15 protein-coding genes are annotated in these 21,549 nt (G+C 46.9%); 7 read left to right on the top strand and 8 right to left on the bottom strand.

What is annotated here, in order from left to right:
* Nucleotides 1–31: 31 nt before the first annotated feature.
* Nucleotides 32–496 carry an ASCH domain-containing protein gene (locus KI655_RS05895; protein WP_285402640.1) on the bottom strand — a complete coding sequence of 155 codons (465 nt, stop codon included), beginning with the start codon at nt 494–496 and terminating at the stop codon, nt 32–34.
* Nucleotides 497–881: 385 nt separating this feature from the next.
* Between KI655_RS05895 and KI655_RS05890 the strand changes: the two genes are divergently transcribed.
* The gene (locus KI655_RS05890) at nt 882–2,468 is read left to right on the top strand and encodes an ATP-binding cassette domain-containing protein (protein ID WP_285402638.1); all 1,587 of its coding nucleotides are present in this window, start codon (nt 882–884) and stop codon (nt 2,466–2,468) included.
* Between the two features lie 174 nt (nt 2,469–2,642).
* Complete coding sequence (locus KI655_RS05885) at nt 2,643–4,175, top strand: phospholipase D family protein (protein WP_285402636.1); 1,533 nt, start codon at nt 2,643–2,645, stop codon at nt 4,173–4,175.
* Nucleotides 4,176–4,328: 153 nt separating this feature from the next.
* Here the strand turns inward: KI655_RS05885 and KI655_RS05880 are convergent, their stop codons facing one another.
* On the bottom strand, nt 4,329–5,441 hold the full coding sequence (locus tag KI655_RS05880; protein WP_285402634.1) for an OmpP1/FadL family transporter: 1,113 nt from the start codon (nt 5,439–5,441) through the stop codon (nt 4,329–4,331).
* Between the two features lie 101 nt (nt 5,442–5,542).
* Nucleotides 5,543–6,943 (bottom strand): DUF1254 domain-containing protein, encoded by a 1,401-nt coding sequence (locus KI655_RS05875; RefSeq protein WP_285402632.1) that lies wholly within the window; start codon nt 6,941–6,943, stop codon nt 5,543–5,545.
* A gap of 238 nt (nt 6,944–7,181) precedes the next feature.
* Between KI655_RS05875 and KI655_RS05870 the strand changes: the two genes are divergently transcribed.
* The 4 genes from KI655_RS05870 (at nt 7,182) to KI655_RS05855 (ending at nt 12,567) form a co-directional block, all read left to right on the top strand.
* Nucleotides 7,182–8,336 (top strand): anaerobic sulfatase maturase, encoded by a 1,155-nt coding sequence (locus KI655_RS05870; protein WP_285402630.1) that lies wholly within the window; start codon nt 7,182–7,184, stop codon nt 8,334–8,336.
* 29 nt (nt 8,337–8,365) lie between these two features.
* Entirely contained in the window at nt 8,366–9,262 is an 897-nt protein-coding gene (locus tag KI655_RS05865; protein WP_285402628.1) for a LysR family transcriptional regulator, read from the top strand.
* 182 nt (nt 9,263–9,444) lie between these two features.
* Complete coding sequence (locus tag KI655_RS05860; protein ID WP_285402626.1) at nt 9,445–10,983, top strand: sulfatase-like hydrolase/transferase; 1,539 nt, start codon at nt 9,445–9,447, stop codon at nt 10,981–10,983.
* A 168-nt stretch (nt 10,984–11,151) separates the two neighbouring features.
* Nucleotides 11,152–12,567, top strand: coding sequence for a DUF1254 domain-containing protein (locus KI655_RS05855; protein WP_285402624.1), 1,416 nt, complete (start codon nt 11,152–11,154; stop codon nt 12,565–12,567).
* 129 nt (nt 12,568–12,696) lie between these two features.
* Here KI655_RS05855 and KI655_RS05850 read toward each other — a convergent pair whose 3' ends face one another.
* From KI655_RS05850 to KI655_RS05830, 5 genes are all read right to left on the bottom strand, one after another.
* Nucleotides 12,697–14,853 (bottom strand): TonB-dependent receptor, encoded by a 2,157-nt coding sequence (locus tag KI655_RS05850; RefSeq protein ID WP_285402622.1) that lies wholly within the window; start codon nt 14,851–14,853, stop codon nt 12,697–12,699.
* A gap of 335 nt (nt 14,854–15,188) precedes the next feature.
* Entirely contained in the window at nt 15,189–16,145 is a 957-nt protein-coding gene (locus KI655_RS05845) for a GntR family transcriptional regulator (protein WP_285402620.1), read from the bottom strand.
* Nucleotides 16,146–16,364: 219 nt separating this feature from the next.
* Entirely contained in the window at nt 16,365–18,362 is a 1,998-nt protein-coding gene (fhuB, locus tag KI655_RS05840; protein WP_285402619.1) for a Fe(3+)-hydroxamate ABC transporter permease FhuB, read from the bottom strand.
* Nucleotides 18,359–19,270, bottom strand: a complete 912-nt coding sequence (locus tag KI655_RS05835; protein WP_285402617.1) for an ABC transporter substrate-binding protein — start codon at nt 19,268–19,270, stop codon at nt 18,359–18,361. Before KI655_RS05835 ends, fhuB begins: the two co-directional genes overlap by 4 nt.
* Before the next feature lie 16 nt (nt 19,271–19,286).
* Nucleotides 19,287–20,054 carry an ABC transporter ATP-binding protein gene (locus KI655_RS05830; protein ID WP_285402615.1) on the bottom strand — a complete coding sequence of 256 codons (768 nt, stop codon included), beginning with the start codon at nt 20,052–20,054 and terminating at the stop codon, nt 19,287–19,289.
* 151 nt (nt 20,055–20,205) lie between these two features.
* Here KI655_RS05830 and KI655_RS05825 point away from each other — a divergent pair, with 151 nt between their 5' ends.
* Nucleotides 20,206–21,417, top strand: a complete 1,212-nt coding sequence (locus tag KI655_RS05825) for an MFS transporter (RefSeq protein WP_285402827.1) — start codon at nt 20,206–20,208, stop codon at nt 21,415–21,417.
* Nucleotides 21,418–21,549: the final 132 nt, after the last annotated feature.

Raw genomic sequence — 21,549 nt, 5'->3', positions numbered from 1 at the left:
CCACAGATTTAACAGATGGTTGTTCTGTTATTTATTGATATACCACATGGAAACGTTCAAGAACCAAGGTCATATCTTGTTTGGGCTCAATACCCACTTCTGCACACTCCTTAGAGAAGAAGTTCCAATGTGCCTCTTGCCACCATGCTAAAGACAAATCACCTTCGCCTTCTGCTTTGGCAAATTCAGCGGTTACCTTGTTGTAAGGGCACTGGGTTACGGAGTCTATTTCGATGATGCAAATCGGATTACCGTGCCAGTCGACGACCACTTGCAGGTGACCAACTGTAGGCATCGGCTCTTCGCCAGACTCGTACCAGTAAGCCATGCTGCAGGTTGCGGTTTTCTTACCTTGCTTGATAAGTTCAGCACACAAGTTGGCATTGTATTCGTCGCCGCAAAAGTAGTCAGAGCTGAAAGATTGGTACTTAAGGCGTGTTTGTTCTGGGAGTGAATTGAGAAAGTTGTCTAAGTAGAGTTGCGATCTATCGTCCATGAGAGCCTAACTATTTGAAATAATGAGTTGTGTGGTGACTCACTCAAGAATATCACAACTCGGTTAGGCTCTGACGAACTTCTACCTTTTAGAGATGAGCATAGCTTGCACTAGGCTTGATTTTTTTCTTTAAAGTGGTGAAAATACAACCATCATTTCTCGAGGAGTTTACGCCAATATGAATCACTAAACCTGTCATCCACTTATTACATTTTTTTGGATTTACAGGGTTAGTAGGCGTAGCTCACTGTCGTCATATCAATCAAACCGTTATCTCATAACTGGTCGTTCTTAAACGATGTTCCCGCTTGGGGTTAGTGTATTTATCGGTTCACTCTCGTAATGTGTTGCTGCGGCTGATGTCCCTGTTTACAGGAGGCAAAATATGCCATTTTTACAAGCAAATAATATCAGCCATCAATTCAGCAATGGCGACGTCATTTTTGAAAATCTTTCATGTGTTATGACCCATTCTCGCGTTGGCCTAATTGGATCAAATGGTGCGGGTAAGTCTCTATTAGCATCTATCCTATTGAAACTTGCTGCGCCATATAAAGGCACAGTGTCAGAGCCCAAGGATTTTGTCTTTTATCAACAACAAACGGATCAAGCTTTTCAGGATATTGAAACCATCGTCGAGTTCTTGGGTGTATCTAAGGTATTGGATGCGTTGAAGAAAATTGCATCTGGAGATTGTGACCCGTATTGGTTTGATGTGGTTGGGGATAGCTGGAGTCTAGAACAGCAATTGAAAGATGATTTGCTGCAATTGGGCTTACCGCAAGAACCGGAATTTCGGTGTGAAAAGCTCAGTGGCGGTCAACGAGCAAAACTGCTGTTGTGGAAAGCTTTTGATAGTGAATGCGAGCTCTTGGTATTGGATGAACCTTCCAACCACCTAGATCGTGAATCAAAGCAGTGGCTTATGGATGCAATGCAGCGGTTTGAAGGGGGGATCTTGTTGATCAGTCATGATCGAGAGTTGTTGAGAAACATGAATGAGATCTGGGAGTTATCTACCTTAGGCTTACGAACTTTTGGTGGTAATTATGATGATTACACCGCTCAAAGTGAGGCAGAGAAAAAGGCCGTAGAACGTCAACTCAATCACAACCTCAAACAGCAAAAGTTGCTAGAGAAGCAGGCGCAGCGTAATCGCGACAAAGCGGAACAGCGAGCAGCGCAAGGGGCGAAACAGAGAAAAAGTGGAAGCCAGCCTAAGATCTTAATGGACGCCAAGAAAGGCAAAGCGACCGCTAACATGGCGAATCGACTCAAAAATGAGAGTGTAAGGCGCACTCATTTGGACGATAAAGCCCAACAGTTGGAGGCGAGATACGCCAGAAGCAAACCTCAATCTCTCTATTTGGGGCAGAGTGATGTACGAAGTAAAAGGGTGTTATCTGTCATTCAGGGCAAGCTGCCATTTTCTGAGCATGAGCCGATTACTTTTCAGCTGTACTCCAACAGTAAGCTCTATCTTGAAGGAAAGAACGGCATCGGAAAATCAACCTTATTAAACGTGCTACGTGGATACCAAACGCTAGTTGATGGTGAGTTACAGGTTAGTGCACCAGTCTGCTATCTCGATCAGCATTTCGGCGCGATTGAACGGTCGCTCTCAATGCTCGATAACCTGACAAAGGCGTGCCCTCATCTCAATGAAAGTGAGGCTCGAACTTTGCTCGCAGGCATTGGTTTTCGGCGTAATAGCGTCAATCGAATTGCTCAAGTGCTAAGTGGCGGTGAAAAGATGAAGCTTGCGATGCTGATGGTGAGCCATCAATTCAACCAACCTATCTTGTTGCTTGATGAACCAGACAATCACCTCGATATCGAATCGAAAGTCATGCTCGCTAAGGCGCTGATGCAGTATCAAGGCGGGTATATTCTGGTGAGTCATGACCAAGACTTTGTTCACGAATCTGGCGTCAATCAGAGTTTGAGGTTGAGTGCTCCACAGTCGTTATAAGGCGCTACATGTACGGTGAAACCATGGGAGCTGAGCAATTGGCTCCCATTTATTACGTAATCAATGGGGGAAAGTACAAAGTTTGGTATATATTTCATTAATAAGGACTTATAAACTTGCTCTCCCCTGAATCGTCAGGGCTTGCAGATCAACCTCGACTAAGGAATGGAATTAATGCTTGCGCTTAAACGCATCAGTGTCTCTTTGTTACTCATCGCTACATTAGGTGGCTGTTCTTCATTACCTGAACAGGTAAATCATGCTCAAGAATCTGTTGTGGCACCGCGACAAGGTGTTCTTTGGAGTGTGAGCCAGCAACATCCTGCTCAACCTGATGAAGCCGGTGACAGCGCGGTACTGATTCAAGAGGCGGGTTGGGATGCTTTGTCTCAACGTTTGGCACTGGTTGAAGCCGCACAATACAGCATTGATATTCAGTACTACATTTGGAATTCGGATACCACTGGCGGTTATCTTGCGAGTCGCTTACTGGCGGCGGCGGACCGAGGCGTTAAAGTGCGAGTGATGCTGGATGACATCAACCTCAACGAGCGTGAAGCGCTACTCAATGCCTTAGACGCGCACCCAAATGTCGAGATTCGTATCTTTAACCCTACCCCAAGCCGCAGTGGCTTTTCTAAATGGTTTAGCTTTCTATCTGATTTTTCTCGTCTAAATCGACGTATGCATAATAAGTCGTTCACAGTGGATGGCGTATTTTCGGTTGTCGGCGGACGCAATATTGGCGATGAGTATTTCGATTACTCTGACGAGATTAACTTCCGAGATCGAGACGTGTTAGTGCGCGGTGAGGTGGTGACAGAGATCCAAGGTAGCTTTGCAGAGTACTGGAACAGTGAATGGTCTTACCCTGTGGAGATGCTGGGTGATGCTGATTCCACAGACCTCTCTCTTCTCGATGAGGTTGTAACGCCTCGTTATAAAAATTATCCAGAGCTGCCTAATGGGCGAGAGGCGTCTCAACGTTTCTTAAGCGAGCTAACGCAGCAGATGACATGGGTCGAAGCGCATTTTGTTTATGATCGCCCAATTCCTGTAGATGCTGGTGAAACCGATCAGCCAAAAGAGACGGCGGTGATTTTGGGTGAGTTAGCAGAACAGTCAAAACAAGAGATCTTGCTCGAGTCAGCGTATTTGGTGTTTGATGACGGTCAGCTTGATGAATGGCAGATGCTGAATAAGCAAGGTGTTGAAATTAAAGCGTTAACCAACTCGATGGCTTCAAATGACTTGGTGACTAACCACTCGGCCTATGCGGGCAGACGCCAAGATATGTTGGAACATGGTATTGAACTGTTTGAGCTGAGACCTGACTCTGGACTTTGTGAGACCTCTACCAAAGATGCAGACAAGTGTGCACCTAACACTGCGTATGGTCTGCACGCTAAGTCGGTGGTGTTTGACAATCGCGTAGCGAGCATCGGGTCTTTTAACTTTAACTTACGCTCAACGTACTTAAACACGGAGTCGGTGCTACTGATCGACAGTCCTGAAGTGGCAACGCAATTGGCGGACACCATTAACGAGGCGATGGATATAAACAACAGCTGGCGTTTAGATTTGGAAGACGGCGATGTGCGTTGGTACTCCAGTGACCAAAGCTGGAGCGAAGAGCCAGAAACCGGCCAATGGGAGCGCGCGCAATCGGGGTTCTTGCAGCTGTTACCGATTGAAAAGTATCTATAACGTGATGCTTTAATTGAACAAAAATGTCAGCGTATTACACGCTGACATTTTTGTTTCTAAGGGCTTTGAATGTTGAGGCCTCAAACTTTGAACTTCAATTTGGGAGCCTCAACGATGCAATCTCAATCATAGAACAAAGGGTGTCATTAAAGGCTAATGACGAAGCGATAACGTAATAAAGTGCACTTGGTTGGTTGAGTAACTGCCTGTCGGCTGGAACAGGCCAGAATTCGCATCAATCTCTGCTTTGCCAAGGTCTTGGTATTGGTAACTTAAGCCAAGATGTAGGTCGCTGGAAATTTTACGCTCAGCACCTACGCCAATGCGCCATTGCTGATAGAGTGGCAATAATACGTCTCGGTTGTGGTTGTCTAATGGACTTGTATCCCCGCTGATGCCACTGTAGAGCAACCAATCTTCATACGTGTATTCAACGCCGATACCCAGCGAATAAGTGGTTGAGTATTTCTCATCGTAGTCCTGCCATGTCTCTAGGTTGGTGCTTAAAAGCAGGGCAAGGTCGTCATTCAAAGCGTGTCGTATCCCAAGGTTCAAGCTTCGCACCCAAGTCAACTCAGAGCTGATTCCAAAGGCATTGGCTTTATCGAGTTCAAGGTCGTGGTCAAACTGGCTTTGGTAACTGATCCCCAGTTGCGTGGTGTCGGTAATGTGGTGGTTTACACTCAAACCAAATCCGAGTTCTAGGCTGTCACCTTCGAGCGTACGGTCTTGTATCGATTCTGTCTTGAGTGAGGCATGCTGCAAGATGAGTGAGCCACCGAGCGAGAGTGTATCCGTTAACTCATAAGACAATGACGAGGTGAGGTTAACCGCTGCGATGCTGTTTTCTTTGATAAGCAGGGCTGGGTTCGCACCAACGCCTTGAGAATATTCAACCCCGATCCCTCCGGCGGCATGTAAAGCTGCACCCGCAACCCAGCGTTCGTTTAACCGCGCCGCGTAAGAGAGGTGAGGTAACACGGAGCTACTACTGCCGGTGGTTTCTGCTTGGCTATCGCTGCGTACAAAGGTCGACTTTACATCCAGATATTGTACGCCAAGTATCCAAGCGTCATCCTCGATGGAAGAGAGTGCGGCTGCGTTAGTGATCACTGCAGAGGCATCCTTTGCAGTGACATTTCCGGTGCCTGCGGTGCCGACACTTTTGGTCGTCGCGATTTGTGAGAGGTTTAAGCCACCTGCATGCGCGACGGAGGTGAGTACACCAACCATAATGACAGGAAGTACGATTAACGGAGTTTTCAAAACAAGAGTCTCATGTTGTTTGGCGAGAGATTGACCGCAACGACGGCGGGGGGCGTCGCTGCGGTAATGGGGGTAGGGTGTTTCTGGTTCGCTCTTCAGTGTTAGAGCTTGGTTACCTGCGGTAGTGGATATTGGTTATCGAGTACCGCTTGTGTTGGCTCGTAAAGACGCATGTGCAGATAAAAGTCATCTTTCGGTGCTGGTAGCCAGTTACATGTTGGATCGGTTGGCTTGCTGTACTGAATACAGATCGGCAGAGTGCCATCTTCCGCGTAAATAAGTTCTTGTTTACGGTTGGTCGAGATGGAGTAGCGTTGAATGAAGTTCTCAACCATAAACAGGTTCTTAGCATCGTACATCGTCAATGACCAGAAGGCCTCCGCAGGCGCATCGGCAGGCATGGTCATGCGGTATTGATGCTTGCCAGATAGCTGTTCTCCCTTTGAGTCTGTGTATCGATTTGGGTAGAGCGCTCGCTCAGGTACGTTTAACCCTGCAGCTCGAAGGTTGATGCTGGCACGGCTCAAGTAGTCGTTTCCATAGCGACCGCCTTCGTACATCATCGACCAACCATTGTTAATATCGCCAATGCTACGCCCTGCGTACTGAATGATCTTCTGAGACGACTCAATCGCTCGCATCAAACCTTTTTGCTGTTCAGGGGAAAGCGTTTCTGGGTTGAACGGCGTATCACCGCCAATCCCAATTTGCTCAAACTGTTCGACAATCGGGGCATCTTCTGGAATCGGGTTCTTTCTGAGCTCACGGTCGATTAAGGCATACCACTCTAGCCCTTCCGGTCTTGCCATCGGCGGAATACCGCCACTCGCATGCTTGAGTTTCGCCGGTGTATGCTTTTTATCGAGTTCGCTGAGTGGGTAACTTAGGAACTGGTCGTGTACCACGAGTGCATCTTTAAGGTCTTGTTCGCCAAAAACGCCAGTACGGTGAATCAACCAAACCATAGGGGTGCGTGATTCAACGACGCGATCAATACCGTCCGGTACCTCACCTTTCCAGCCTTTGTTGACCAGTAGTACTTTTGAACCTTGGTCTCCGGCATTTTTGATGTGCAGATCGTCAATCGATTCAGAATAAGCATCCAATAATTGCACGATATAGTAACGGTTATCGGTTTTCGGGATGTCCAGTACCATTGGTCCGGAAAGGTCTAAATCGTAGTGTGCCTGTGAGTAAAGCGTGTCGTTATTGACGGTTGGCACGATTTGCTCTTGCGGCCCAGACAAAGCGCGTGTCTTGCCCATCTCATTGAGAGGCGCCATGCCATTATCCATGGCGGCATCGACCGAGGTGGTGGTTTGTCTGACAGCAGCAACCGTGAGAGGACCAGTACCATAAATGAATGCCTGCACACCTAAGTTGTAAGCAAGCTCCTCTTCTGGCGTGACTGGTTGCTCAGCAAAAGATGGCATCGCCACAACACTGGACAAAGAACACACCAAAGTGGCCAGTACCTTTTTCTTACAAAACAGCTTTCTCATGGAACACCTATATTGTTGGAAGTCTATGATGCAGAGCATAAGAGGAAGTGTGATTAAGGAGTGTAATAGCCGATATTAAGATTGTTAATACGTCATTTTTGTTATTTAAGTGTTTGTTTTTGATTGGTATTTCATGTCTAGCGATTGACGGTAAACCAGTACGGAGGAGAGGCGTCGCAAGGGGCTATTGTTTGCTCGATTGGCGGTTGATATGTTGACCCAAAATTAAGGGGGCAATATGAACGCATCAACTCATCCTTTCAGTCTATTCATCAAAGCAGAAGGGGCGCAATGTAATCTTGATTGCAGCTATTGCTACTACTTAAACAGACAAGATGTCGACAAGCGATCATCGATGCCACAGAGCATGATGGAGCAGATCGTCCACTCGCACATTGAGGCGCAACCCGCTCAGGCTACACAGGTCGATTTCATTTGGCATGGCGGTGAACCCATGCTGAGAGGGCTCGCGTTTTATCAGTCTGCGGTTGCTGCTCAGCAGTCCAAAAAAGTGAACAAGCAAATCGTTAATACCATGCAAACCAATGGCACCTTAATCAACGAGCGCTGGGCCTCTTTTTTTGCTCAACACGACTTCATGTTGGGGATCAGTATCGACGGTCCGAACCTGCTTAATGACATTGCTCGTATCGATAAAAATGGACACTCTTCTTTCGAACGCACCATGCGTGGCATCTCCTATCTGAAGAAACATAATGTTGAGTTCAATACGCTCACCGTGGTCAATAATAAGACCTACCAACATGCGAAAACCATCTATCAATTTTTGGTCGAAAATGGCAGTGGTTATATGCAGTTTCAGCCGTGTATGGACCATGAACTAGATAGACGAACGGGTCACGATTGGTCATTGACGGGCGAGCAATGGGGGCAGTTCCTATGTGACCTCTTTGATGCTTGGAGCACTGCGGGTGTGGGCAAGGTCTATATTCAGTTTTTTGAGAACTGCTTAATGATCTTGATGGGTTACCCTAGCCAGATGTGCCATCACAGTGCAACCTGTGGTCAGCAGTTGATGGTGGAACATGATGGGCAGGTCTACAGTTGTGACCATTTTGGCTATCAAGATCATAAACTTGGTTCTATGAGCAGTGATAAGCTAGCACAAATGGCGATGTCGCCGCAGCAAGTCGCGTTTGGTACCAACAAGTATCACGACTTAAACAGTACCTGCCGAAGCTGTGATTTTGTTGAGATGTGTCAGGGTGGTTGTCCAAAGAATCGCATTGCCACAACTCAAGATGGCGGTGCGATGAATCATCTATGCCAAGGGTATAAGATGTTTTTCCGCCATGCACTGCCTAAGCTATTACCTATGGTAGAGGCGATGAAAAAGGGCTACTCACCCGCCTATTTCCCTCTGTTTAACTGATTCGCTTTCTTTATGAGGTGCGACTAAAGATGACCAAAGACCTTAACTTGCTGCGACTGATACTGGTGCTCAACGAGACGCGCCAAACGGTGACGGCTGCGAAAGCACTGAATGTGAGCCAGCCAACCATCAGTGTGATGCTGCGTAAGTTAAGGGAGCAGTTTGATGATGAACTGTTTGTCAGAGATAAAGCTCGCCTTGAACCTACCCCTAAATGTTTGAAGCTGATTGAGAGCCTGCCAACCTTATTGGAGCAGATAGATGATCTGTATGTTCCCGATAAAGAGTGGAGCCTCAGCGACCTCAAAGGCGAAGTGCAAATCATGCTGCCCACGCCACTGCTTGTGCCAATTGGGGTTCCGCTGATGAAGACGCTGACCAAAGCCGCACCACATGTCACTTTTCAGTGCTCTCCGTGGCTGGACAATGGTGTGCAAACCTTGGAAACCAATCGCACTAGCTGGGGCGTGAGTTACCTGCCGATGGAGGTTAACAAAACCCTTGCCGAAAGGCCTGTGGGGTTTGATAAGTTCATGCTAGTGCTACGCAAAGACCATCCTCTGCAAGGTAATGCACTGGAGGATGTTATGAAATACCCATTATGTATCAATATGATACCTGGGTATATTCAGCCTTCTAAATCGGAAATGCTGATTAAAAAGTACGACTTGGATAAACACATCGCCCTTCGAAGCAACAACATGAACCTGATGTTAGAGATCGTCAAAGACAGCGATTTTATCTACATCACCTCCAATAAGTGTCGCTCGCACGTGGGTGAAGAGTATCGCTGTGTCGAGCTGCCATCTGAGTTGCTAAAAGACACCTATCGCCGAGAGTTAGCCCTGTTTACTCACCAAGCCAATCGCAATAACCCGTTTACTGATTGGTTGCAGAGCGAAATCACCGTTCTGATTCAGCCTTAGTTTTGCTCTTAATCCGAGAGTAAGAATACCTTGCCTAAACTGCCGCTATTAAAAAATGTAATAGTGGCTATCAAGCTCTTTTTAGCGGCTTTCTTATACCATTTACCTCAACACAAGTTCGCTGAGAACGTGCATTTTATCGCGCAATTTCAGCGGTTTATTCTTTGTCATGAGGGTTATATATGTATAAGTCTTTTGTTAAATCAGCGCTCGCACTCTCGGTGTTGGCAAGTGTTAACGTTCAGGCGGCTAGCCAACCGAATATGGTGGCTATCATGCTTGATGATGTTAGCCCAACCGATCTCTCAGCTTACCACCGTGGCCTAGGCGCGGTTGATACTCCTAACATCGACCGCATCGCTGAACGCGGCATGATGGTCAGTGATTACTATGCACAGGGCAGTTCAACTGCGGGTCGTTCTGCGTTCATCACCGGGCAATACCCATTCAGAACGGGTTTGACGTCTGTAGGCCAGCCGGGTTCATCGTTGGGATTACAAAAAGAAGATCCTACGCTGGCTGAAATGCTAAAAGACAAGGGCTACGCCACAGTTCATGTTGGCAAAAGCCACTTGGGTGATAACAACAGCCACCTGCCGACTGTCCATGGTTTCGATGAGTTCTTCGGTTTCCTTTATCACCTTAACGTGATGGAAATGCCAGAGCAGCCGGAGTTCCCTAAAGACCCGAACTTTAGAAGTCGTCCTCGCAATGTGCTTCACACTGTGGCGACCAATACGGTGGATATGAAAGAAGATCCAAGGTTCGGTGTTGTTGGTAAACAGACCATTGAAGACAAAGGCCCGCTGGGTGCCAAGCGCATGCAGACTGTCGATGGCGAGTTCTTAGACTTCGCCATGAACTGGCTGGATAAGCATGAAGCAAAGAACGACGATCAGCCTTACTTCATGTGGTACAACCCAACGCGAATGCACCAAAAAACACATGTGCGTCCGGAGTACCAAGGCGCGAGTCAAATCAATACCTATTACGATGGTTTAATCGAACTTGATGACCAAATCGGTGTGCTGCTCGACAAGCTCGAAGATCTGGGCGAGATCGATAACACCATCATTCTATTCACCTCGGATAATGGCGTGAACCTTGACCATTGGCCGGACTCTGGCTCGGCATCGTTTAGAGGACAAAAGGGAACGACCTGGGATGGCGGCTTCCGTGTGCCGATGTTGGTCAGCTGGCCAGATAAAATCCCTCAAGGCGAATACACAGATGGCTTCATGACTTCTGAAGACTGGGTGCCAACCATCATGGCTGCTGTGGGTGACACCGAGATCAAACAAGATCTGTTGAAGGGTAAAGAGCTGAATGGACAGAAATACCAAGTCCACCTTGATGGCTACAACCAACTGGATATGTTGACCAAAGGCGAGCCGAGCCAGCGTCATGAATTCTTCTTCTATAACGAACAAGACCTCAATGCATTCCGTGTTGATGACTGGAAAGTACACCTAAAAACCAAGACCGAGTGGATTGCACCACCAGAGGCGTGGCCGCTTGGTATGCTGGTGAACATCAAAGCTGATCCGTATGAGCGTAGCCCAGATACTCGCGGTTGGTTCCTATGGATGAAAGAGAAATCTTGGGTATTACCAAAGCTACAAAAAGCGGCGGCTGAATATCAAAAATCCCTAAAAGCGTTTCCACCAAGACAGAAAGCGGGTGGTATCGGTATGGCAGACAAATCAGTCGCTGCCGACTAACTCTCTTTTCTAGACATAAGGTGTGCTGCACAGCGGCACACTCGTGAGTTCTCGACAGAGATGCAACTCGGTTATCGAGTCGATGATGACAATGTCATTATTTTGAGCGGCGACACGGACAACAATACATGGATGACCTTCCGGATTCGCTTCTAACTAGGATCAACAATGATGAATAAAAACAGAATTATTAAAGCGTTAGCCTGTGCTTTTCTCGTTTCAGTGCCAGCTTATGCGCTAGCGAATCAAACAGAGTTACCTGCTGAGAGCACCTTTGAAATAACGCGTGACACTTTACCGGTTGAGATGGCGAGCCTAGCTTGGCTAGAACAAGATAAAGAGCAGCTTGCGCAACTGGCCTATGAATACGCGTACTCGATTGATGAGGCGTACAAATACTTTTATCAGACCGTCATTAAAGAAGAGTACCCACTGAACCGCTTTCAGAACATTCGAGTTTTAGCGGATGACACCTACACTGCCCATCCAACGATCAATAACGATACCCTGCATTTGATGGGCTGGATGGACCTGGGCGCTGAGCCTGTGATCATCACCATTCCAGATCACGATGAAGACCGATACTGGCTTTTTCACACTATGAACATGCAGCACTTCACTGACTCCGCATTTGGTTCTCCGCAGCGCGGTACAAAAGGTGGCAGCTTTATGTATGCGGTGGAAGGCTGGCAAGGGGAGGTTCCTGCGAGTGTCGATCAAGTCATTTATGTTGAACACCCATTGGTGAAAATGATGGGACGCATTATGGATCTCGGTGGTGACGACTCAGCAACGGCTCAAAAGCTGATGGATCAATGGAACATTCGAACGCTGTCGGAATATCTAGGCCAGAAAGGGCCTAAACCAGTTGAGCGTGAGTATCCCGATCCACAAAACTCGAACTGGGTAGAGCGTACCAACTTCATTTTGTCAGAAGGCACCATGAAGCATCACGATCAAAGACTGCTGCAACAGTTCGACTTACTCGGTTTGGGTAATGAAGACTACATCCTGAGTGATGAGCAGTTGAAATTGATTGAGCTAGGCGAGAAAAAAGGTGCAGAACGAATCAAGAATGCAGGTTTCGATGATTCGCGTGATGTGCTTGGTACTCGTGAAGAGATGACAAAAGTTGCAAGCTATCAACATGCCTACGGCACCCTGATGGGACAATGGGGATTGCCTGCGAAACACACCATGTACAGTGGCGACTTTTTTGATACTGAAGGCGTAGCGTTAGACGGCAGTAAATATGATTACACCGTGACTTTCGATGCGCCACCGCTTGAAGAGGGCGGCTTTTGGTCATATACGGCTTACAGCGGCAAGACTCGTTTGATGGAGAAGAACGCTCTGAACCGTCACTCTCGAGGTGACCGCACATTAACACCGAACAAGGATGGGAGCTACACCATTACTATGAGTAGTGATGTGGAAGGGAATGAAGACAATCCGAACTTCCTGCCTATCCCTAATCACCCTTGGTATGCCGTGCTTCGCATGTACACGCCGGGTGAAGAAGTCAGAACAGACAAGTGGAAATCGACCGCATTTACTAAGGTAAGCAAGAGCAACACACACTAATGGTCAATCTGTGAGTGAAGCCGTTTCGCTCACGTTTGGAAGTAGATTGGTGATAATAAAAAGGCAGCGCTATGTACGCTGCCTTTCTTCGTTCTCTGCTCATTTATTTAACGACAGCAGGGTTCGTGATTAGAACTTCACTTGGTAGTTCAAGGTATAAGTACGGCCGCGGCCACGGTAGTCATAAGCGGCTGATTCATAATGTGTCGCGTAAAGAATCTGTGCACGTTGACCCCAAATAGTGGTGTAGTCTTTGTTGAGTAAGTTTTGGATACCAAAACCTAGGCTACCTACTGGAAGTTGGTAAGTACCCACAAGGTCGAAGACAGTGTAACCATTGAGCTTGTTATCGCTGTCATCTTCGTAGTCAAACATGGTTTGGCTCTGAACTTTCAGAGATAGGTCAGCATCGTACCAACCCGCCCATGCACTGGCTTTTGATGTGCTCGCTTCACCTGCTGATTGGTCTTCCCAGCCATCATCGCCTTTCACCTCTGAGACAACGTAGTGTCCCGATGCACCCAGCTGAACGTTTTCATGTACCCAGTAAGAAGCCAGTGCTTCTAAGCCATAAACACGTTTCTTGTCGTCGATCTCTTCGATCAACAGTGTGTTTTTGTTGTACTTAACATTCTTGTCAGACTGAGAGTAGTAAGCTGCTGATTGAAGGCTTAGGTCGCCAGTGTCTAAGCGGTAACCAAGTTCAAAGCTGTTGGTCTTGATGCCAGACATCTTAGAGTCGTTCACATTGATGCTGTCATCAAGTTGCCAGTGATCGCCCACTAGGGTGTAGTTGCCTTGGCCGTAGTATTTTGCCGGATCGGCTAAATCGAAACCTTGTGAGAAGTTGGCCCAAACTTGTGAATCACTGTTTAGATGATAAACCGTACCTAAGTTGAATAGACCAACACCGTAATCCGTTTCACCGCCAGGAACTGCATCTGCGCTGGTTCCGTTACCTGCTGCGATTTGCTTTTGCTGTTGGTAGCCAACGAAGTCGTCAATGGTGTTTTTCATGTATTGGTAACGGAAGCCACCCTCTACAGACCAATCATTCGTGATGTCAAAACCAGCTTGAACAAAGCTCGCAATAGACGCGACTTCAACGTCCGGATAGCGTCCGACTTCAGCATATGTTTTGTTGATTAGGTTGCCCGAGTTATTGGCAATCGTCGGATCGTAAAGCGCTTGGTTACTCTCGAGAGTGTCTTGGTAAGCATCCACACCATAAACGATGTTGAAGCGACCGAAGTCCTTCGCCAATGCCGCTTTTAGAGAGAGAACATCAGTGATTTGCTGACCAGAAGATTGGAAGTAAGGCGTATAAGTCTGGTCTTCTTTACGATATGACGCTTCAGCAATCAGCTGGTGGCCGAGGAACTGCTCATCAATGTATGACGCACTCAACATGATACGCTCGGTGCCGTGTTCTCTATCAGAATCAAAACCTTTGCGAACATCAACGAAGTCACGCCCAACAATGTACAAACCATATGGAGAGTCTTGCTGGCTGTCGTAATACTGCGCTAGGAAGTTGAGCTTCTTCGTCTCTGAGATATTAACGCCAACGGTCGTTAGGAAGTCGACGGTTTTATTGAATTGCAGAGAACCTTGAGAAATATCTGGCGTAACGATATCGCCATTCGCGTCAAAGAAACCTTGAGTTTCTGTGTAGATCACTGACGAGCGTGCTTGAACGGTTTCATTGCCGCCCGAGATCGATTGTCCAACTTTGTAGTCGAAATCTTCACCTGAATTGAAACCTGATGTACCGCCAACAAAAGACTCAAACTCAAGCTCTTCGCCATCGGCTTTTTTGGTGATGATATTAATCACACCACCTGAAGCACCAGCACCGTAGATTGACGTCGCGCCTGATAGGACTTCAATTCGTTCAATGTTGAATGGGTCGATAGAGTCTAGATGACGACTGATTTGACGTGAAGATTGCAGCGATACGCCATCAATCATCACCAGCATTTTTCTGCCGCGCAAGTTTTGACCGTAGTTAGTGCGGGCACCGCTGCTTACATCCAGTGATGGGATAGCGCTTGCTAGGATTTCTCCTAGAGATTTGCCGCCTCGGTATTCTTGTTCAATCTGCTGAGGTTCGATGTACCAAACAGTACCTGGAATATCGCTAATGGCTTTTGGAGTGCGACTCGATACAACAACCATTTTTTCGTCGGTGGTGTGATCTTGAGCTTGGGCTGTGAATACGGAACTTACCGCCGCTACTGCTAGAGCGACTGTGGAAAGTTTGAAACTTCCTTTTTCGGTTTTCATTTTATTCTCTGCAATTATCAATGAAAGGCTGCACACATTTCTTTGGCGTGATGACTTTATTTTTATTGTTTTTATTGAGAATCAAACGAGTTGATCCAGACCAAGCATGTGCCTGTTTTTGCATTTGATTCTAAATAAGAATCATTATTATTGTGTTTTTGTTGCGAAAAAACAATATGTAAATGCGATTTATTTTCAAATGCAACAATAGTCGGTCAGGTGATAGTGAGGTTTTTTGAACTTGGTTTTGATTTAAATTGCTGATTTTAAAGGATTATATTTAGTAGATATAATACGGTGAAGGAGGGCGGCTTGATGAGTAGCCGCCCTATTAATCAGTTGTTTTTTAGAGAAATACTATTGATGATTTGCTCTCGCTGCTCTTGAGATACATTCATCACGTCTTGGTAGGTGCGTTTCATCACGCGAACATCATTTTCAAGCAACTGAGCGAGTCTCTCTGAAGCCGCTTGGTTATTCCCATCTAAAACCAGTTCCATGATATCTAAACGACGTTGGCATGAACGGCTAACGGATGATTGGATGTGCATAGAGACCAAATCAGTCGCTTTACGCAGTCGATTTTGTTGCTGCATCATGCCGAGTAGGAAGCGGTTACCAGAGCTTGCCGCAAGGATCTCATGGAAGTCTGCGCTCAAGGTGAAAAGCTGACTTGCAGTGATTGAGTCTGGGTTGTCGATAGCATGGATATGGCGCTCACGACATTTTTCCAATGCGTCGCGTTTTAGCCTCCACGTGGGTTCAAGTAGACCAGCAGGTTCAAAAATCAGACGGCATCGGTAACTTTCGGTGTGTCTTTCAAGGGAGTTGAGTACTCCATCCAGTTGCCACTTGTAACCAGGACTGCGTCGGAAAATCGCGTCGCTTTCCAATAACCTGAGCACCGATTGTACTTCTCCTCGATTGGCGTTATAGCGTTGTTGGAGTTCATTTTCCGAAAACGAATCGCTGATCTCGCCAAAGAAAATATCCATCAGTAGTCGCAAGTACAGTTGCTCTTCGCGCGCTTGCTCTTGGTTATTTTGATCATCGGTTTCGATATCGCAGGCATTCACCTGCAGTACAAATCCCTTGTATGGAACCGACTTCGCGATACCTTGATCGGACAAGTGCTTGAGTACTGCTCGCATCGGCGTTCTTGAAACCTCAAATTGCTGCGCAAGCGAGGATTCATTCAGGCTATTTCCGGCGACGGCATTTTCCTCTTTGAGGCGTGTTACTACCTTGAAGAGTAAATCGCGTTGAAGTCTTGTGATTGCTGATGTGTCCATATCGTCCAAAATTGTTCTGGGTTTGTTGCACCCGAGATAAACCGTTTTACTCGAGGTAAACGGCTTTACCCAAGGTAAGTTGAGACCCTATGGTAAACAGAAACTAGCATGAATACCATAAATTGTGTTTTGGTTGCCAAAATACGAAGGGGAGATCAAAAAAGCCCAGTGATTGAGTGTTCACTGGGCCTTGTGTTTGAGCTGTTCTTGTCGGTTGAGTTAGCGTCTCATCAAGTACAAGAAGTAGCCTCCACCAATCAAAGAGGCGAGCAGTCCTGCCGGGAATTGCCAAGGGAACCAAAGGGTTCGGCCTATCCAATCAGCGCAAACCATGATGATTGCACCCAGTAGTGCCGCGGTGAGCATTTGAGGTACAGCGCGATATTGGTGCAGTGATCGAGCCATATGCGGAGCCAAAAGCCCGATGAAACTCAGTGGGCCAATGACAATCGTACATAGCGTGGTAAGAGCGGCGACCAGTAGAAGCAAAACAAGGCGAACCAATGTTGTGTTCATGCCTAAACTGGTTGTGGTGACATCACCCAAATTGATCAACTCTATCCATCGATTCAATGAAATGGCGAGTGAACCGACAACCAGTACACCGATCGCGAGAAGTACAACGTCATGCTCGGCAACGAGGTAGGTGGAACCGGATAGCCAAGTTAGAAGTGCGGTTGCGTTTTCGTTGCCAGAGCTCATCGCAATTCTCAGCAGAGCGTCTAATCCCGCACTGAGTGCAATACCTGTAAGTAGAGTTTGGGTTGGTGCAAAGTTGTGTTTACGACCCATCAACCAAACAATACCCGTGACCGTTGCTGCGCCCAATGTTCCCAATAGCATCTGCTGTTCACGCCCAATCGCGCCACCGATCAAGGTACCAAGCACCAGTGCTAAAGCCGCGCCCGAGCTGATACCGAGGACTTCGGGACTTGCCATTGGGTTGTTAGATATTCGTTGGATGATGGTGCCAGCAAACGCCAATCCAATACCTGCTAACAGTGCAACAAGCACTCTTGGTAAGCGAAGTTCAAGTAGAGATGGGCTTAACTCTAGGCTCCAACCCAGTTGGTTTCGCCCGAGCGTGATTGAAACTGCACATACTAGGATGAGCACCAACAACATGGCAGACAACACCTTGCCAGTGGCGGCATGTTTGAAATGCTCAACGTGCTCACTGCGATTTTTCAATTCCGAGTTGAGCTTAGTACGTTGCAATAACCAGAGTAGGAACGGAGCACCAAGCAGAGCTGTCATCGCTCCGGTTGGCAGAAGTTCACCGCCGACCCCCGAAAATGGCTGAATCAACAGGTCAACCGTTAGCAAGATAGCGCCGCCTATCACCCCACTGGCGATGATCTGTTTTGCTAGCGCGCGAATACCGAGCATGCGAGCAATCGCAGGGGCAACGATACCGATAAATCCAATTATACCCACTTCGCTGACCACAGCCGCGGTGATGAAAATCGACAATGATAAACACAGCAATTTGATTTGCTTGATGTTAACGCCCAGCGATGTGGCGACGTTATCGCCAAATTGAAGTGAGGCCAATGGACGCTGCAGCAGCAGTAGTAGCAAGGTCGGAATACAGACTAACGGCAGAAGAATCTGGGTGCTTGTCCAATCGTTTTGATTGAGTACGCCAGCCCCCCAAACAAACAAGCTGGTGAGTTTCTGTTCGTTAAGCATCAGTAACATGGTGTTGAGTGAACCCAAGAACAGGCTTACGATCATGCCCGATAACACCATGTGCAGAGGCGAATAGCCGCGCGTTGAACTTAATAAGAAAACTAACCCTGTCGCTAAACACCCTCCGATAAACGCAGGCAAAAAGCTTGGTAAAGCAAGGCTTGCAGGCAGCAATAGAATTCCTAACACCATGCCCAATTCAGCACCGGCGGCGACACCCAATGTGGTCGGTGACGCAATAGGGTTGCGCAAAACAAACTGCATCACACAACCTGCGACGGCTAGAGCAAATCCGCAAATTAACGCGACAGTTAAACGAGGCAGATACGTTAAGTGAGTGATTATGTGCTGGTAGTTTGATGCATCATACTCAAACAGCGTATCCCAAATTAGACCCAGGCCTTGGGAGTATGGGGCGGTGATCTGAAGCAATGAACCGAGAACCAAAACAGCAGCGACGAGTAGCCCTGCTGTTTTGAATCTAAATACGCCAACCTTTGGCGTTGAAGCGTTGGCTGTGATCATGGTTTGTGGGTCAAGGTCTGATGAGTTAATTGCTCGGTGATGTGATCGCTAAAGCGCTGGGCGGCAATCAGCCCACCAAATGTCCAGATTGCAGGTAATTCGTAAACTGAGTCAGTACGAGTGAAAGCCATTGCCTGCCAAAGTGGAGAGCGAGTCAGTTGATTGCGTTCGTCATCGGTCAGAGGACCAAAGATCATCACATTGGCTGTTTGATGTTCTGCGATTTTTTCGATTCCTGCGGTGCTAAAGCCCCAAAGGTTTGTTTTTTCATTCCAGTCGTTTTGCAGGCCCATCGCATGGATAGTGTCTTGAGCCAGTGACCCCTCACTGTGAATACGCAGTGTTTTGTCATTGATGAATCGAGTGAACAGAAGCGGTTTTTCATCGTTATTGGCTGCGTGGACTCGCTCGCCGTTAGCAAGCAGTCTCTGCTCAGTCTGTGTGATGATCTCTTGGGCTTGTGCTTCACGATCAAACAACTGGCCAAGCGAGCGTGTCACCGATTTCGCCGACTCAAGCGGTTGTTTCTCTTCGCTGTAAATACTGTAAACCAGTACGGGTGCAATTTTGTTGAGTTGCTCATACGCGGCTGCCATGTGTTTACTCATTAAAATAACATCAGGTTGTAACTTGGTGAGCAGTTCTAAATTGGGTTCTCGTCGAGAGCCTACATCTACCGCGTGCTCGTTCAGCTGCGGCTCTACCACCCATTGTTGATAGCCTGGTGCATCAGCAATACCTTCAAGCTCAACGCCCAGACTCATTACCGTTTCCGATAATGCCCAGTCTAGAGCGATGATTTTTGTTGGTGTGGTTTCAAAGTTGGCGGTCCCCATTTCATGCGTCAGTTCCAACGCGTATGCATTGAACGTTAGGGCGGACACGAGGAGGGTAATGATATTTTTCACAACAGAATCCTTTCGGTTAGGGGATGTAACTGATGGGTTGACCAGTGACTGGATGATTGAAGAGCGCAAGCTCCATTCCATAGATCTTGGTGAGTGTCTCTGGGGTCATCATTTCTTGAGGGGTGCCTGATGCAATGACTTTTCCAGAGTGCAGCGCGATCAAATGGTCACTAAACTTGGCCGCCATGTTGACGTCGTGCAAAACCATAATGACGGTCAATCCAAGCGACTGGTTTAGTTCACGAATGAGTGCGAGTAGTTCATGCTGGTGGGCGACGTCGAGCGCGGAGGTTGGCTCATCAAGCAAGATGCATTGACTCTGTTGAGCAAGCAGCATTGCGACCCATGCGCGCTGTCTCTCACCGCCAGATAGCGTTGCAACAAAGCGCTCAGAAAACGGGGTTAAGCCGACCTTCTCAATCGCTTCATCGACAATCGCGTAATCGTCTTTACTGTAGCGACCAAAAGCTCCTTTCCACGGGTAACGACCAAAGCAGACCAACTCACGCACGGTGACACCATCGGTGATCGGCGGGTGCTGCGGTAGGTAAGCAACTTGGTGTGCAAACTCAAGGTGGCTAAACGAAGATAAGGGCTTTTCATTGAATAAAACTTGCCCTTTTGTTGGGCTATTTTGACGGCTTAATAACTTAATTAAAGTCGACTTTCCGCACCCATTGTGGCCGAGTAATGTCGTGACTTTTTTAGGTTCAAAATTCAGGCTCGTAGGAGAAAGAATTGCCTTACCGTCGATTTCAAATGATGCATTGGTAAGCTGATACATAATGAAATAGGAAGTTGAGTTATAGGTAAAGAGCCGTTAATGTTAGCACAACGAATTTAAAATGATAATTATTCACATAATCAATAATGATATATTCAGCTATGGCGATTTTCACTTCCAGTTTATTTTCTCTTATTTACGCCTCTTAATTATGTCAGTTATAAATAATAAAAAGTTTCAGCTAATGTCGATAGGGCTTATTTCTTCACTAATGGGAATAGGTCAAAATGGGTTGCTTGTTTCTCTGCCATTTCTGGTTGAACAGTCGGCTTTCGATCTGCCAACCTGGTCTGTGCTCATTGCGGTTGGTAGTCTACTTTTTTTGCCATCAGCGCCATTTTGGGGGCGCTACAGTGATAAACACGGCCCAAATCGAGTTGTGATACAGGCCCTGTCAGGCATGACAGTGAGTTTTCTTCTGTTGGCTCTGTTTTCTATGGTGAGCAAAACAAACGATATTAATGTAACGTTATGTTTTATAGGATTAATTGCTGCTCGGGTTATTTACGGTTGCACCGTATCTGGCATGGTGCCAGCAAGCCAACATTGGGCAATATTATTGTGTGGAGAGCAACAGAGATTACGAGCAATTACAGCAGTGAGTATTGGATTAAGCAGCGGTCGATTGTTAGGCCCCGTTGTCTCTATTTTTTCGTTAAAACTAAGTCCATTTGCACCGTTATTTTTGATGGTCGCTCTGCCATTTTTAGCCTTAATTATTGCTATATTTATACCTATTCCAAAGGCGGAAGTAACAACATCAAATAATAAGAAAGAGCCTTGGTTACCAAATAAGATATTATTTCCGTACCTATTTAGTGGCCTGTTTCTATGTGCGTCTGTAGCCCTATTGCAATACAGTCTGTCCCCTTTGATCCACTCCTTCACCGATTGGCCTTCTGAAAAGTTAAGTGATGCAATCGGTGTTTTATTGACCATTAGTGCTGGTGTTACGCTTTTAACGCAAGTCTGGGTGGTAAAAAGAGAGAAAGTGACACCAACGACCATGTATCGTTTGGGGGCTGTGATGTTGTTGGGTGGGATGTTGTTGTTTGTTGTGCCTCATCTGGTGATGTTTTCATTGGCGATGACTGTGACCGCCATCGGTGCTGCGTTGCTAGTGCCTGCCTATACAGCTTCAGCAACCAGTCAATTGAGTCGAGCTCCGGGTTCTGTCGCGGGTTACATCTCCATGTTTCATACTCTAGGCTACGGGTTAGCTGCTGCCTTAGCATTTAGTGTGGTGATTAACCCTATTTACCCTATCTATCTTTGCGCTCTTTTTTCGGCACTTATCATGGGCATTGCTTATTGGGTCAACCGGGAAAATAGGCGTTCAGTACAAGATAGTTGCGGCTCTTGAGGGGAGTCGGCTAGCTGGAATAGACACATTAGTTGCGGCATATGAGCGTTAGTTATAGCCTTCATAAGTGGAAAACTAGAGTAGACGAACTAGGATAAATGGAAGTTAACCCTACAATTTATCAATAACATG

Origin of the sequence: Vibrio sp. D404a (assembly GCF_030248535.1) — a bacterium.
Lineage (GTDB): Bacteria > Pseudomonadota > Gammaproteobacteria > Enterobacterales > Vibrionaceae > Vibrio.
Note: the sequence above shows the minus strand (reverse complement) of the source record. Positions and strands in the feature narration are given on the sequence as shown.

Bases quoted from the DNA above. Each gene is read 5' to 3' on its own strand.
- KI655_RS05895 (WP_285402640.1), bottom strand. From the start codon at position 496: ATGGACGATAGATCGCAACTCTACTTAGACAACTTTCTCAATTCACTC.
- KI655_RS05890 (WP_285402638.1), top strand. From the start codon at position 882: ATGCCATTTTTACAAGCAAATAATATCAGCCATCAATTCAGCAATGGC.
- KI655_RS05885 (WP_285402636.1), top strand. From the start codon at position 2,643: ATGCTTGCGCTTAAACGCATCAGTGTCTCTTTGTTACTCATCGCTACA.
- KI655_RS05875 (WP_285402632.1), bottom strand. From the start codon at position 6,943: ATGAGAAAGCTGTTTTGTAAGAAAAAGGTACTGGCCACTTTGGTGTGT.
- KI655_RS05870 (WP_285402630.1), top strand. From the start codon at position 7,182: ATGAACGCATCAACTCATCCTTTCAGTCTATTCATCAAAGCAGAAGGG.
- KI655_RS05865 (WP_285402628.1), top strand. From the start codon at position 8,366: ATGACCAAAGACCTTAACTTGCTGCGACTGATACTGGTGCTCAACGAG.
- KI655_RS05860 (WP_285402626.1), top strand. From the start codon at position 9,445: ATGTATAAGTCTTTTGTTAAATCAGCGCTCGCACTCTCGGTGTTGGCA.
- KI655_RS05855 (WP_285402624.1), top strand. From the start codon at position 11,152: ATGATGAATAAAAACAGAATTATTAAAGCGTTAGCCTGTGCTTTTCTC.
- KI655_RS05850 (WP_285402622.1), bottom strand. From the start codon at position 14,853: ATGAAAACCGAAAAAGGAAGTTTCAAACTTTCCACAGTCGCTCTAGCA.
- KI655_RS05845 (WP_285402620.1), bottom strand. From the start codon at position 16,145: ATGGACACATCAGCAATCACAAGACTTCAACGCGATTTACTCTTCAAG.
- fhuB (WP_285402619.1), bottom strand. From the start codon at position 18,362: ATGATCACAGCCAACGCTTCAACGCCAAAGGTTGGCGTATTTAGATTC.
- KI655_RS05830 (WP_285402615.1), bottom strand. From the start codon at position 20,054: ATGTATCAGCTTACCAATGCATCATTTGAAATCGACGGTAAGGCAATT.
- KI655_RS05825 (WP_285402827.1), top strand. From the start codon at position 20,206: ATGTCAGTTATAAATAATAAAAAGTTTCAGCTAATGTCGATAGGGCTT.